The organism is Streptomyces cyslabdanicus (assembly GCF_052663305.1).
Genome location: NZ_JBQRUW010000028.1, coordinates 160,901 through 174,468, shown reverse-complemented (window position 1 = coordinate 174,468; position 13,568 = coordinate 160,901). Strand labels below are relative to the sequence as shown.

Here is a 13,568-nt window from a genome sequence, read left to right as displayed (position 1 = left end):
AACCAGACAAAACGGGATGTTCGGCCGTTTGGATGGGGCGCCGGATGTGTGTAACGTACGCGTTTCACCCCGTGTGCAGAGCCCCTCCGACCTGCGAATACCTGCTTCCCCTTGACCCCCGTGACCCTTCCGAAGCACGTCCCCGTCGCTGTTGTCAAGCCCCGAGATATGCTCTGACCTGCGAAAACGCCATTCAGAAGACGCCGTATCCGTGTTACCCTGGATAGCCACGGAAGGGGTACCTGTCACATGACGTTCAAGGTTGGCGACACCGTGGTCTATCCCCATCACGGGGCCGCGCTGATCGAGGCTATCGAAACTCGCCAGATCAAAGGCGTGGACAAGACCTACTTGGTGCTGAAGGTCGCCCAGGGTGACCTGACGGTGCGTGTGCCAGCGGACAATGCGGAGTTCGTCGGCGTGCGTGATGTGGTCGGTCAGGACGGGCTGGACCGGGTGTTCGAGGTCCTGCGTGCTCCGTACGCCGAGGAGCCCACGAACTGGTCGCGTCGCTACAAGGCAAATCTGGAGAAGCTCGCCTCCGGCGATGTCATCAAGGTCGCGGAAGTCGTGCGTGACCTGTGGCGTCGCGAGCGCGAGCGCGGACTCTCCGCCGGTGAGAAGCGCATGCTCGCCAAGGCCCGCCAGATCCTGGTGAGCGAGCTCGCCCTCGCGGAGAACACCAACGAGGACAAGGCCGAGGCCCTGCTCGACGAGGTTCTCGCGTCCTGACGCGAGGCGACCGTCACACCCGCCTCAGTTCAGCACAGAAAATGCCGCGGTGCCCGATGGCGCGTTTCACGTCGCCGGGCGCTGCGGCATGTTCGTACCCGCGCGCGCCCGTGCGGGTGTCCTCCACGCCGTACGCCGGGGAGGGACCCCCGATACTGTGTGCCGGCCCGCACGTCGGCTCGACCAGGGTCACGGAAGGGTCCGGTCGGGGCCGCGCGTCCGGCACTCCCCCGCGCTCTGCGAGCAGGGGGGCGCTCCTCCAGGCCATACCCACGCCGGGCCGCCACACAAACCTGACAGGAACCATGTCTGACGATTCGCGTCCCTCACCCACGAGCGGTCGGCCGGGAGCCCTCGTCGCCGCCGTGATTCCGGCCGCCGGCCGGGGCGTACGCCTCGGCCCGGGCGCCCCCAAGGCGCTGCGCACGCTGAACGGCACGCCCATGCTCGTCCACGCCGTGCGGGCCCTGGCCGCCTCCAGGGCGGTCTCGCTCGTCGTCGTCGTGGCCCCGCCCGACGGCGCCGCCGAGGTCAAGTCGCTCCTCGACGCGCACGCGCTGCCCGAGCGCACGGACTTCGTCGTCGTGCCGGGCGGCGAGAGCCGCCAGGAGTCGGTCAGGCTCGGCCTGGACGCGCTGCCGCCGGGCCACGACATCGTCCTCGTGCACGACGCGGCCCGCCCGCTGGTGCCCGTGGACACCGTGGACGCGGTCATCGAGGCCGTGCGGGCCGGGGCGCCCGCCGTCGTGCCGGCGCTACCGCTCGCCGACACCGTCAAGCAGGTCGAGCCCGCGGCGGTGCCCGGCGGGCCCGAGCCGGTGGTGGCCACGCCCGACCGGTCGCGGCTGCGGGCCGTGCAGACCCCGCAGGGCTTCGACCGGACGACGCTGGTCCGCGCCCACGAGACGGTCACCGACGACGTCACCGACGACGCGAGCATGGTCGAGCAGCTCGGCGAGCGGGTCGTGGCCGTGCCCGGCCACGAGGAGGCCTTCAAGGTCACCCGCCCGTTGGACCTGGTCCTCGCGGAGGCGGTCCTGGCCCGGCGGAGGCTGACCGATGGCTTCTGACGCGCCCCTGCTGCCCCAGGTCGGCATCGGCACCGACATCCACGCCTTCGAGGAGGGCCGCGAGCTGTGGTGCGCGGGCCTGAAGTGGGAGGGCGAGGGCCCGGGCCTTGCCGGGCACTCCGACGCCGACGTCGTCGCGCACGCCGCGTGCAACGCGCTGTTCTCGGCCGCCGGCCTCGGCGACCTCGGTCAGCACTTCGGCACCGGGCGCCCCGAGTGGTCCGGCGCCTCCGGGGTCACCCTGCTGGCGGAGGCCGCGCGGATCGTCCGCGCGGCGGGCTTCCGGATCGGGAACGTCGCGGTGCAGGTCGTCGGCCCCCGGCCGAAGATCGGCAAGCGCCGGGACGAGGCCCAGAAGATCCTGTCCGAGGCGGCCGGAGCGCCGGTCACCGTCTCCGGGGCGACCACCGACGGGCTCGGCTTCCCCGGCCGCGACGAGGGGCTGATGGCGGTGGCCACGGCGCTCGTGGTGCGAGTGGACTGACGGCGTGCGAGGGTACCCGCGTACGCCCCGACGTGTACGCCAGGCCCCCACGCGGGTACCCACGCGCGATCAGGTTCACGGAGGTCCCCCATGTCCGCCGCCCTGCCCGACCGGCTCAAGTCACTCCTCGACGGTCCCGTCTTCGTCATCCTCGGCACGATCCAGCCCGACGGCAGCCCGCAGCTGTCCCCGGTGTGGGCGAAGCGGGACGGCGACGACGTCCTCGTCTCCACCACCGTCGACCGGCGCAAGAAGAAGAACCTCGACCGCGACGCGCGCGTGAGCGTCGTCGTCCAGGATCCCCGGTCGCCGTACGAGTACGCCGAGATCCGCGGCACCGCCGAGACGACCACCACGGGCGCCCCGCAGCTCATCGACGAGCTGTCCCTGAAGTACACCGGCAAGAAGTACGCCGAGTTCAACCCCTCCTCGGCGCAGGACGCCGAGCGCGTGGTCGTGCGGGTCAGGCCGCGCAAGGTCGTCGGGATCCTGTGACCGCGGCCCTCCCGCGCGGCGCACGTGCGGGACCCGTGCCGAAAAGGCAGCCGAGGCACCGCGCGGCGCCCACTACCCTGTAGGCGTGACTATTCGCCTGTACGACACCAGTGCCCGGCAGATCCGTGACTTCACCCCGCTCGAGCCGGGTTGCGTCTCGATCTACCTGTGCGGCGCCACCGTGCAGGCCGCCCCGCACATCGGGCACATCCGCTCGGGGCTGAACTTCGACATCATGCGCCGCTGGTTCGCCTACCGCGGCTATCAGGTGACGTTCATCCGCAACGTCACCGACATCGACGACAAGATCATCGCCAAGGAGCGTGAGCAGCACCGCCCGTGGTGGGCGATCGGCTACGCCAACGAGCGCGCGTTCGACGACGGCTACACCGCGCTCGGCTGCCTGCCGCCCACCTACGAGCCCCGCGCCACCGGCCATGTGCCGGAGATGATCGAGATGATGCGGGGGCTCATCGAGCGCGGTCACGCCTACGCCGCCGACGGCAACGTCTACTTCGACGTGCGCTCCTTCCCCGGCTACCTGGAGCTGTCGCGGCAGGAGCTGGACAACCTGCTCCAGCCCTCCGGCGAGGGCGAGACCGGCAAGCGCGACCCGCGCGACTTCGCCATGTGGAAGGCGGCCAAGCCGGGCGAGCCGACCTGGGACACCCCGTGGGGTCCCGGCCGCCCGGGCTGGCACCTGGAGTGCTCGGCGATGGCGCACAAGTACCTCGGCAGCGCCTTCGACATCCACGGCGGTGGCCTCGACCTGATCTTCCCGCACCACGAGAACGAGATCGCCCAGGCCAAGGCCTACGGCGACGAGTTCGCCCGGTACTGGGTGCACAACGCCTGGGTGACCATGGCCGGCGACAAGATGTCCAAGTCGCTGGGCAACAGCGTGCTGGTCTCCGAGATGGTCAGGCAGTGGCGGCCCATCGTGCTGCGGTACTACCTGGGCACCCCGCACTACCGCTCGATGATCGAGTACAGCGAGGAGGCGCTGCGCGAGGCCGAGTCCGCGTTCGCCCGCATCGAGGGCTTCATCCAGCGCGTGGTGGAGAAGGCGGGACCGGTCGAGCCGGCAGAGCAGGTGCCGCCCGCGTTCGCCGAGGCGATGGACGACGACCTGGGCGTGCCGCAGGCGCTCGCGGTGGTGCACACCACCGTCCGCCAGGGCAACAGCGCGCTCGCCGCGGACGACAAGGAGGCCGCCGTGGCCCGGCTCGCCGAGGTGCGGGCCATGCTCGGCGTCCTCGGCCTCGACCCGCTGGACCCGCACTGGGCCGGAGGGAGCGAGCAGCGCGGCGAGGACCTGCACGGCGTGGTCGACACCCTGGTCCGCATGGTCCTCGACCAGCGCGAGGCGGCCCGCGCCCGCAAGGACTGGGCGACCGCCGACGCCCTGCGCGACCAGCTGAACCAGTCGGGCCTGGTCATCGAGGACAGCCCGCAGGGACCGCGCTGGAGCCTGGGCGCGCGCTGAGCCCGCCCACCAGCACGGAAGATCGATTGTGCCGCCCGGCCTCCCGGGCGGCACACTGCATAGACGTACGTAACAGGCGTACGAAACAGACGTACGAACGACGCTTCAACAGACAGGTAGGTCATGGCCGGGAACAACCGCCGCATGTCCGGCAAGAAGGGCGCGCAGGTCGGCAGCGGCGGCCAGCGGCGCCGGGGACTCGAGGGCAAGGGGCCGACGCCCCCCGCAGAGATGCGCAAGGGACACGCCAAGCAGCGCGCCGCCCAGGCGAAGGTCCGCCGTGCCCAGGGCCGTCCGCAGCAGCGGCGCGGCTCGGGCCGGTCGTCCTCCGAGCTCGTCGTCGGCCGCAACCCGGTCGTCGAGGCGCTGCGCGAGGGCGTGCCCGCCACCACGCTCTACGTCCAGCAGTTCATCGACAACGACGAGCGGGTCCGTGAGGCGCTCCAGCTCGCGGCCGAGCGCGGCGGGATCAACCTCATGGAGGCCCCGCGTCCCGAGCTCGACCGGATGACGAACGGGCTCAACCACCAGGGTCTGGTCCTCCAGGTGCCGCCGTACGAGTACGCGCACCCCGAGGACCTCGCCGACGCCGCCTACGACGAGGGTGAGGACCCGCTGATCGTCGCCCTCGACGGGGTCACCGACCCGCGCAACCTCGGCGCGGTCGTCCGCTCCGTCTCCGCCTTCGGCGGGCACGGCGTGGTCGTCCCGGAGCGGCGCGCGGCCGGGATGACCGCGGGCGCCTGGAAGACCTCCGCCGGCACGGCCGCCCGTACGCCGGTGGCCCGTGCCACCAACCTGACCCGGGCCCTGGAGACGTACCAGAAGGCGGGCATCACGGTGGTCGGCCTCGCGGCGGACGGCGAGGCGGAACTCGGTGACCTGGAGGCCCTGGAGGGTCCCGTCGTCATCGTCGTCGGCAGCGAGGGCAAGGGCCTGTCCCGGCTGGTCGGCGAGACCTGCGACCTGCGGGTGCGGATCCCGATGCCGGGTGGCGCGGAGTCGCTGAACGCCGGTGTCGCGGCCGGGATCGTGCTCTACGAGGCGGCGCGCAGGCGCGCCTGACCGGTCGTCCGGAGCCGGGCGCGGGTGGTCGAACGGTCGTCCGTTCGGTCACCCGCCCCGGTGAAACCGGGCGATCCGCACAACCTTGACGCGGTCCGGACAGATCCGACGCGTCACGGCAGTGTCCTAACTCCTCGTCACTCGGTTAGATGAGTGTGGACACCAGAACACCCCGCACACCTACGGGGGACCGCTCGTCGGGGTACGACGACGCTCCCGCGCTGAGCATGGTGAAGGTGCCGAGCGATCCGGCGCAGGTCATCGTCAACCACGCGAGTTTCCGCGTGCAGTTGGGCGCCACCTCGCGGCGCGCCCCGTCCCGGCGGATCGCCCGGCATCCCGGCGGCATCGAGTACACCGGCGGCGTGCCCTTCGCCGCGGGCCGGGCCGGGACCGCGACCCACCGCCGCCCGCTCGTCTGGAGCGGCCGGTCCTCCCCGGACGACACCGGCGCCCACCGGCTGCTCCAGGCCGTGCGGAGCGGAAGCGTGCGGTACGCCGACGAGTCGTCCGCGAACGGCGGGGCCACGCAGTTCATCCCGCGCGTCGGCGGCATGCCGGGCCACGACCCCTACGACCTGGAGCAGACGGTCGAGACCCCGGTCGTCGGCGCCCAGCGCACGCCCCGGCCCGGCGAGACCCGGCTGCTGCCGCACATGCGGACCCCGGGCAGTGCCTACGAGGAGTCCGCCCACGGCGGCGCCGGGTACGGCCAGAGCGGGTACGGCACCCCGGCGTACGGCCAACCGCGCTACGACGACGGCGGCTTCGCGGACGACGCGTACGACGAGTACGGCGAGCAGGACGAGTACGGCGAGCCGGAGGGGCGTCGGCAGGGCGGGCGCCACGCCGACGACCTGTCCCGGCACGCGTACTACCCGGGTCGGCGCATGAACCTCGGCGTCGTGCTGCTCCCGCTGCGCATCTTCCTCGGGTTCATCTCCCTCTACGCCGGCATGGGCAAGCTGTGCGACCCGCTCTACTTCGACGGCGGCAAGCGCGGCTCCATGGTCAAGTGGCTCGACACCCTGCACCCCTGGGAAGTCGCCGAGCCGCTGCGCCAGTTCGCGCTCCAGCACCCCGTCGGCTCCGGGCTCGTCATCGCCTTCCTCCAGGTCATCGTGGGCATCCTCACGGTCCTGGGCTGCTGGCAGCGGGTCGCCGCGGCGATCGGCGCGCTGCTGTCGGCCGCGCTGATCGTGACGGTCAGCTGGAAGACCGCGCCCGTCTACGACGCGCCGGACATCATCTACCTCGCGGCCTGGTCCCCGCTGGTCATCGCCGGCGCACCCGTGTACTCCGTGGACGGCCGCCTGGCCGCCTCCGCCTGGCGCCGGCTCGGACCACGCTCCGACATCTGGGAACTGCGCCGGTTCGTGCTGCGCCGCGGCGCGCTGGTCACGGTGGTCGTCACCGGTCTGATGCTGCTCGTCGGCTCGCTGCTGGGCGGCGCCGTCCGCGACTCCGGCCGGGTGGTCGTGCCCGGGCCGGGCGAGGCCCCGCGCAACGAGCTGCCCGGTTCGCCGTTGCCGAAGGAGTCGGGCGAGCGGCAGCAGCCGCCGTCGGCGTCGACCTCGCCGACCACCCGGCAGGGCTCCTCGGCGAGTCCGTCCTCCAGGCCCGCGAGCACGCCGGGCGCGGACCGCGAGGCGTCCCGTGAGAGCGGTACCGCGACCGGCGGCGTGCCCAGTGAGACCCAGGGCACCGGCCAGACCCCGCCGCGGTATTCCGCCCCGGCGCAGCAGGCGCCCAGCACCAGCTCGGGTCCGACCTCCGGCGGTACCGCGACCGGCGGCAGCACCGGATCGACCGGTGGCTCAGGGGGACCCGGTTCCAGCGGCGGCGGCTCGTCCTCGGGCGAGCCCGGGCTGGTCGGCGGACTGCTGGGATAGCAGCCCTGCCCCCCCGCAGCGTCGCACGGGGTGCGGCGCTGCGGGTTCACCTCCCGAGCGTCGCCAGCTCCTTCGCGGCCTCCGTGAGGTCCTTCGCGGTGTCGATGGCACGCCAGTAGGCGCCCTGCGGGATCGGGAAGCCGGCGAGCCTGCGTTCGCGGGCGAGGTGCGGGAAGGTGGTGCGCTCGTGGTCGCCGCGCTCCGGGAGGAGGGCGGCGAACTCGGGTGAGAACACGTAGACGCCCGCGTTGATCTCGAAGGTCGAGGGCGGGGCCTCGATGAAGTCCGTGATGTGACCGAAGCCGTCCGTCCGCACGGCGCCCCAGGGGATCCGCGGGCGGGCCAGTGCGAGCGTGGCGACCGCGTCGCGCTCGGTGTGGAAGTCCGCCATGTCGCGCAGGGAGAACCGGGTCCAGATGTCGCCGTTGGTGGCGTACCAGGGCTGGTCCGGGTGGGGGAGCTGGGCGGCGGCGAACTTCAGGCCGCCGCCGCGGCCGAGGGGCTCCGGTTCCACGACGGTGCAGACACGGAGCGGCAGGTCCGCCGACTTCAGCCAGTTCTGGAGCACGTCGGCGAGGTGACCGCAGGACACCACCACGTCCGTCACACCCTCCTCGGCCAGCCAGGCGAGCTGGTGGCCGATGATCGGGGTGCCCGTGCCGGGGATCTCGACCATCGGCTTGGGCCGGTCGTCGGTGTAGGGCCGCAGCCGGGAGCCCTGGCCTCCGGCCAGGACGACTGCTTGGGTGGGGCGGGTCGCGGTGTTCGGATGGGTCATGCCCGCACTGTACGTCCCGCACTTCGGCCTCCGGCCGCCGCCAAGGAATTCCCTGCCCACGTCCACCGGCCACCGGCTCCCCGCCGTCCCGGGTCCTCCGGGCACGGCGTGCGGTCGGCCCTTCGGACGGGGCACGCGGCTGGCCGGGGGTGGGCCGACCCGGCGGGCCCGGGGGTGCCGCGGGGCGTTCTGCGGGCCCGTTCGGCCGTACAGAGGGCGGGCCCCCGCGCTGTGGGGTGGCCCGCCCTGGCCCTGAAGGCTTCGCTCGGTCGGCCGGAGGGCCGTGGGGCGTCAGGTGTGCGTGGACTGGATGCCGGAGGCGAAGGAGGTGTCGCAGACCGGGCGGGCGTAGGACTGGGCGCGGGTGGGGCCGTAGATGTGGACGGCGGCGCGGCCCAGGGTGCGGGCGATGGAGGAGCAGTACCTGGCCAGCGACGGGCGGCCGTTCACCGCCTCCTGGAGGTGGGTGAGGACCACGCCCGGGTTCTTGTCCTGCAGCTCGGTCAGCAGCTGATCGCGCAGCACGTCCTGCGGGGCGCGGGCGCGGGACTTCGCCGGGGCGCCGACGGCCACCGCGTCCGACGCGGTGAGGACCGAGTTCGCGGGGCTCCCCGACCAGTTGACCCGGGTGACCGCGAGGGTTCCGGAGAGCACCAGGACGACGGGCAGGACGAGGGCGAGGGAGCGGCCGATCCGGCGGGCGGGGCCCGGGCCGCGTCGCGTGGGGTGGTTGGTGGAGTGCTTCACGCGAGTGAGGGTAGCGCCCGGTGATGATTTGGCGACATTTAGTCACCCCTTCGGGGGATGGCCGGACACTCCCTCCCGGGTGAGGTGTTGACGCACACCGCTCGAAATGTCCGGTGCGCGGGGGTGGTTCGCCGACATGGAGAAGGGCCCCGTGGCCAGGTCACGGGGCCCTTCTCATCAACTCGGGTGAATCCCCCTGGGGGGTGTCCCGAGGTTTCAGCCGTAAGGCGTCAGCCGCGGACGCGTCAGTCCGACAGGCGCTCGCCCGTCGAGGTCGAGAAGACGTGCGTCTCGCCCGGCCGCGGCACGACGTGCACCGTGGAGCCCTTCTCCGGGACGGAGCGGCTGCTGACGCGGACGACGAGGTCCCTCTGCTCGCCGCCGACCTCGACCGAGCCGTAGACGTACCCGTCGGCGCCCGTCTCCTCCACCACGTTCACGGAGACGGCGAGGCCGGCCGGAGCGTCCTCGGCGTCCTTCGACAGCGAGGCCGCCGCGCCGCCGCCCAGCTCGACCACGTCGAAGTGCTCGGGGCGCACGCCCACCGTCACCGTGCGGTCGCCCTTGTCCGAGGCGGCCTTGAGGGCCTCGCGGCTGACCGGCACCACGCTGTTGCCGAACTTCACGCCGCCGTCGGTGATCGGCACCTCGATGAGGTTCATCGCGGGCGAGCCGATGAAGCCGGCGACGAACAGGTTCGCGGGCTTGTCGTACATGTTGCGCGGAGAGTCCACCTGCTGGAGCAGACCGTCCTTGAGCACCGCCACGCGGTCGCCCATGGTCATGGCCTCGACCTGGTCGTGGGTGACGTAGACGGTGGTGATGCCGAGCCGGCGCTGGAGCGAGGCGATCTGCGTACGGGTGCTCACCCGGAGCTTGGCGTCCAGGTTCGACAGCGGCTCGTCCATGAGGAACACCTGCGGCTCGCGCACGATCGCGCGGCCCATGGCGACACGCTGGCGCTGACCGCCGGAGAGCGCCTTCGGCTTGCGGTCCAGGTACTCGGTCAGGTCGAGGATCTTCGCGGCCTCCTCGACCTTCTTGCGGATCTCCGCCTTGTTCACGCCGGCGATCTTGAGCGCGAAGCCCATGTTGTCGGCGACCGACATGTGCGGGTACAGCGCGTAGTTCTGGAACACCATGGCGATGTCCCGGTCCTTCGGCGGCAGGTGGGTGACGTCGCGGTCACCGATCCGGATGGCGCCGCCGTTGACGTCCTCCAGGCCCGCGAGCATCCGCAGGGAGGTGGACTTGCCGCAACCGGACGGGCCGACCAGGACGAGGAACTCCCCGTCCGCGATGTCGATCTCGAGTGCGTCGACGGCGGGCTTGTCGGAACCCGGGTAGATCCGGGTCGCCTTGTCGAACTGGACAGTGGCCATGGCGAATGGGCCCCCTTCTACCGGCAGGAACGTGCCGGACGATCCGTTGTAGGAAGGCGGTTGCCACTACGGGTGATTCCGTTGTGGTGGTGGTGTAGTCCACAAGGGTGAACTGGCACAGGACGGTACCTGGCGTTCACCTGGTCTGTCAGCACTTGAGGCCGAGTGAACTTCACGGAAATTCCTGCCGGGCCGCTGTGGGGACCTGGGTACACTGCACGGACACACCCAAACAGGCCTCCTTAGCTCAGCTGGTCCAGAGCGGCTGTCTTGTAAACAGCAGGTCGTCGGTTCGAATCCGACAGGGGGCTCCACCAAGGCCAGGTCAGACGCCTCTGACCTGGCCTTTTCCATGGTTCGCCGCGGCCCTCGCAGGTCAGGCTGTGCTGAGCACGGTCCGTACGACCTGACGCAGCGTCGCCTCCGCGTCCGGCGCGGCTCCCGCCGCCCGCCACGCCACGAACCCGTCCGGGCGGACCAGCACCGCCCCGTCGGCCGTCGTTCCGTGGGCCCGCGCCCAGTCGGATGCCGCCGCGACCCCGCCGTCGCGTGGGTCGTGGGCGAGCTCGGCGCCGACGCGGTACGAGTCCAGGCGTACGCCGTCGCTCTCGGCGACGCGCCGGGCCGCCGTGTGCCAGCCGGCCCTCGACCGGGCGTCGCTCAGCAGCACCAGGGAGCGCTCGTACAGGTCGAGCGTCGAGATCCGCTCCTCGCCGCGGCGCAGCCACAGGTGGGGCGCCCGGCTGCCCGGCTCGCCGGTCAGGCGCATCGCCTCGGGCACGACCTCCTGGACCGGGTCGGCGCCCACGACGGCGCCCCGCGGGTAGCGGTAGCCGAGGACGACGTTGAGGATGCCGCCGCGCCGGCCGCCGCCGACGCCCGGGGCCGGGGCGAAGCCGGGGTGGCTGTGCTCGACGGAGCGGGCGGAGGCGCGGGCGCTGGTCGCCGCGGCGACGGGGCGGCGCTCGGTGTCGTAGGTCTCCAGGAGGCCCGGGCCGGCCCAGCCGCCGAGCACGGCGGCCAGCTTCCAGACCAGGTTGTGCGCGTCCTGGATGCCGGTGTTGGAGCCGAAGGCGCCGGTGGGGGACATCTCGTGCGCACTGTCCCCGGCGAGGAACACCCGTCCGGCCGCGTACCGGTCCGCGACCCGTTCGGCGGCGCGCCAGGACGCCTTGCCGGTGATCTCCACGTCCAGGTCGAAGATCCCGGTCGCGCGGCGGATGTGCCGCTGGAGCCGGTCCTCGGTGAACTCCTCCAGCTTCTCGCCGCGCTCCGGGTGCCAGGGCGCGTGGAAGACCCAGTGCTCCTGGTTGTCGATGGGCAGCAGGGCCCCGTCGGCGTCCTGGTCGGTGAGGTAGCAGCAGATGAAGCGGCGTTCGCCCACCACCTCGGCGAGCAGCTTGGAGCGGAAGGTGACGCTGACGTTGGCGAACAGGTCGCCCGGCCCGCTGTGCCCGATGCCGAGGCGGCGCCGGACGGGGCTGCGCGGGCCGTCGGCGGCGACCAGGTAGTCGGCGCGGACGGTGTACCGCTCGTCGGTGCCCCGGTCCCGGACCACCGCGGTCACGCCTTCGCCGTCCTGCTCGAAGGACTCCATCTCGTGGGAGTAGCGCAGGTCGCCGCCGAGTCGGCGGGCGCCCTTCAGCAGTTCGGGCTCCAGGTCGTTCTGGCTGCACAGGCACCAGGTGGCGGGGCTGAACCTGGCGAGGTCGCCGCCCGGGTCGATGTGCCTGAACAGCCACTCGCCCGCCTCGCCAGCCAGCGTCGGCGTCTGGAGGATGCCGTGGTTGCCGGCGAGCAGCGAAGCCGCCGTCCTGATGTCCCGTTCGACGCCGGCCACGCGGAACAGCTCCATGGTCCGCACGTTGTTGCCCCGCCCGCGAGGGTGGATGGAGGTGCCGGAGTGCCGCTCGACCAGCATGTGCGGTACGCCGTGGCGGCCCAGGAACAGGGAGGTGGACAGACCCACCAGGGAGCCGCCCACGACGAGGACGGGTACCCGGTGGTCGGCTTCTCGGCGCATCGGTGCCTCCAGGGGCGAGGGGGGCGGGTGCGGGGGGTGCGGGCGCATCTGAATGTCCATGCCCTCCCGGAGGCCGTCATGCGTACATCCGCGGCATCAATCACCCGTGTGATCACCCGCGTGGTGCACACGAGTCGCGCACCGATCGGGCACGGCACAGGATCGAGATCACGCTGACGTCGCGTCACCCGCGGCCGGCGTTTCCTCTGCCCCGCCAAGCCCGCCAAGGAGACGTACGCAGATGACCGCCATTTCTGAGCGAGTTTCAGAACCGACCGAGCAGCAGGCCGCCAAACGTGTCTCCCAGTCCGTCTTCGACGGCTCCCGGCTCCGGGTCGTCCTGCTGGTGGACGTCTACGACGGCGCCCAGCAGCAGTTCCTGGAGGCGTACGAGGAGATGTACAAGCAGGTCGCGTCGGTCCCCGGGCACGTCAGCGACCAGTTGTGCCAGTCCATCGAGAACCCTTCCCAGTGGCTGATCACCAGCGAGTGGGAGAGCGCCCCGCCGTTCCTCGCCTGGGTGAACAGCGAGGAGCACGTACGGATGGTGCAGCCGATGCACAGCTGCATCCGGGACACCCGTTCGCTGCGCTTCCACATCGTCCGCGAGACCGGCCACACGGAGGTGGGCGCGCCGTCCGCCGAGCGGCGGCTCCAGGACTCGCCGCGGATCGGGGACGGGGTGATCCGGCACGCGCTGACCTTCACGGTGAAGCCGGGCAGCGAGCAGAAGGTGGCCCAGATCCTGGCCGGATACGAATCGCCCGAGGCGCAGGTGGACGGCGCCACCCGGCTGTGCCGCACCTCCCTGTTCATGCACGGCAACCGGGTCGTGCGGGCCATCGAGGTGCGCGGCGACCTGCTCGCGGCGCTGCGGCACGTGGCCCGGCAGCCGCAGATCCGGAAGGTCGAGGAGGCCATCAACCCCTACCTGGAGGAGGACCGCGACCTCGACGACCAGGAGTCCGCACGAGTGTTCTTCACCCGGGCGGCACTGCCCGCGGTGCACCACGTGACGGCCGATCAGGAGAGCCCGGAGGCGGAGCGGCACGCGCTGTACTACCCGGCGCGGCCGGGCCTGGGCATGAAGCTGGCGGAGCTGCTGTCCCAGCAGGACGAGCGGGCCGCGGAGGACCCGCGCAGCCCGGTGCTGCGCAGCACGGTCTTCGAGCGGGACGACGTCGTCGTCCGGCTGATCGACATCCGTGGCGGCCTGGACGCCGACCCGGTCGCCGCGCTGGGTCTCGCGGACCCCGCGAAGGTGCCGGAGCTGACCACCCTGCTCGACGAGGGCGCCGACCCGAAGGACGGCGACCTGGCCCGTCTGCTCACCCTCGCCCGTATGGAGCTCATCACCGACCGCCGGTCCGCGCCGGACGCCTGACCGCATCCCGAAGCGGACGTATCACACCAC

The 13,568-nt window shown here is 72.1% G+C and carries 12 protein-coding genes and 1 tRNA gene; 9 read left to right on the top strand and 4 right to left on the bottom strand.

Going from position 1 to position 13,568, the window contains the following annotated elements:
- The first annotated feature begins 249 nt into the window (after nt 1-249).
- The 7 genes from ACTYVM_RS17935 to ACTYVM_RS17905 all read left to right on the top strand — a co-directional run bounded on the left by ACTYVM_RS17935 (nt 250) and on the right by ACTYVM_RS17905 (nt 7,224).
- Entirely contained in the window at nt 250-732 is a 483-nt protein-coding gene (locus tag ACTYVM_RS17935) for a CarD family transcriptional regulator (RefSeq protein ID WP_003953493.1), read from the top strand.
- A 305-nt stretch (nt 733-1,037) separates the two neighbouring features.
- A complete protein-coding gene (gene ispD / locus ACTYVM_RS17930) occupies nt 1,038-1,802 on the top strand; it encodes a 2-C-methyl-D-erythritol 4-phosphate cytidylyltransferase (RefSeq protein ID WP_445526847.1) in 765 nt (254 codons plus the stop codon).
- Nucleotides 1,792-2,286 carry a 2-C-methyl-D-erythritol 2,4-cyclodiphosphate synthase gene (gene ispF, locus ACTYVM_RS17925; protein WP_445526846.1) on the top strand — a complete coding sequence of 165 codons (495 nt, stop codon included), beginning with the start codon at nt 1,792-1,794 and terminating at the stop codon, nt 2,284-2,286. The genes ispD and ispF overlap by 11 nt, the downstream gene beginning before the upstream one ends.
- Before the next feature lie 90 nt (nt 2,287-2,376).
- Nucleotides 2,377-2,781 (top strand): PPOX class F420-dependent oxidoreductase, encoded by a 405-nt coding sequence (locus ACTYVM_RS17920; protein ID WP_445526845.1) that lies wholly within the window; start codon nt 2,377-2,379, stop codon nt 2,779-2,781.
- 85 nt (nt 2,782-2,866) lie between these two features.
- The gene (cysS, locus tag ACTYVM_RS17915; RefSeq protein ID WP_445526844.1) at nt 2,867-4,267 is read left to right on the top strand and encodes a cysteine--tRNA ligase; all 1,401 of its coding nucleotides are present in this window, start codon (nt 2,867-2,869) and stop codon (nt 4,265-4,267) included.
- A gap of 123 nt (nt 4,268-4,390) precedes the next feature.
- The gene (gene rlmB, locus ACTYVM_RS17910; protein ID WP_445526843.1) at nt 4,391-5,332 is read left to right on the top strand and encodes a 23S rRNA (guanosine(2251)-2'-O)-methyltransferase RlmB; all 942 of its coding nucleotides are present in this window, start codon (nt 4,391-4,393) and stop codon (nt 5,330-5,332) included.
- A gap of 149 nt (nt 5,333-5,481) precedes the next feature.
- Entirely contained in the window at nt 5,482-7,224 is a 1,743-nt protein-coding gene (locus ACTYVM_RS17905) for a DoxX family protein (protein WP_445526842.1), read from the top strand.
- Nucleotides 7,225-7,270: 46 nt separating this feature from the next.
- Here the strand turns inward: ACTYVM_RS17905 and ACTYVM_RS17900 are convergent, their stop codons facing one another.
- The 3 genes from ACTYVM_RS17900 to ACTYVM_RS17890 all read right to left on the bottom strand — a co-directional run bounded on the left by ACTYVM_RS17900 (nt 7,271) and on the right by ACTYVM_RS17890 (nt 10,131).
- Nucleotides 7,271-8,002 (bottom strand): nucleotidyltransferase family protein, encoded by a 732-nt coding sequence (locus ACTYVM_RS17900; RefSeq protein WP_400035429.1) that lies wholly within the window; start codon nt 8,000-8,002, stop codon nt 7,271-7,273.
- A 291-nt stretch (nt 8,003-8,293) separates the two neighbouring features.
- Nucleotides 8,294-8,749 carry a hypothetical protein gene (locus ACTYVM_RS17895; protein WP_445526841.1) on the bottom strand — a complete coding sequence of 152 codons (456 nt, stop codon included), beginning with the start codon at nt 8,747-8,749 and terminating at the stop codon, nt 8,294-8,296.
- Between the two features lie 245 nt (nt 8,750-8,994).
- Complete coding sequence (locus ACTYVM_RS17890) at nt 8,995-10,131, bottom strand: ABC transporter ATP-binding protein (protein WP_445526840.1); 1,137 nt, start codon at nt 10,129-10,131, stop codon at nt 8,995-8,997.
- 236 nt (nt 10,132-10,367) lie between these two features.
- Here ACTYVM_RS17890 and ACTYVM_RS17885 point away from each other — a divergent pair.
- Nucleotides 10,368-10,445, top strand: a tRNA-Thr gene (locus tag ACTYVM_RS17885).
- A gap of 62 nt (nt 10,446-10,507) precedes the next feature.
- Here the strand turns inward: ACTYVM_RS17885 and ACTYVM_RS17880 are convergent.
- A complete protein-coding gene (locus ACTYVM_RS17880; RefSeq protein WP_445526839.1) occupies nt 10,508-12,154 on the bottom strand; it encodes an FAD-dependent oxidoreductase in 1,647 nt (548 codons plus the stop codon).
- Between the two features lie 241 nt (nt 12,155-12,395).
- On the opposite strand from ACTYVM_RS17880, the gene ACTYVM_RS17875 reads away from it, so the two are divergent.
- Complete coding sequence (locus ACTYVM_RS17875; protein ID WP_445526838.1) at nt 12,396-13,538, top strand: SchA/CurD-like domain-containing protein; 1,143 nt, start codon at nt 12,396-12,398, stop codon at nt 13,536-13,538.
- The last annotated feature ends 30 nt before the right edge of the window (nt 13,539-13,568 follow it).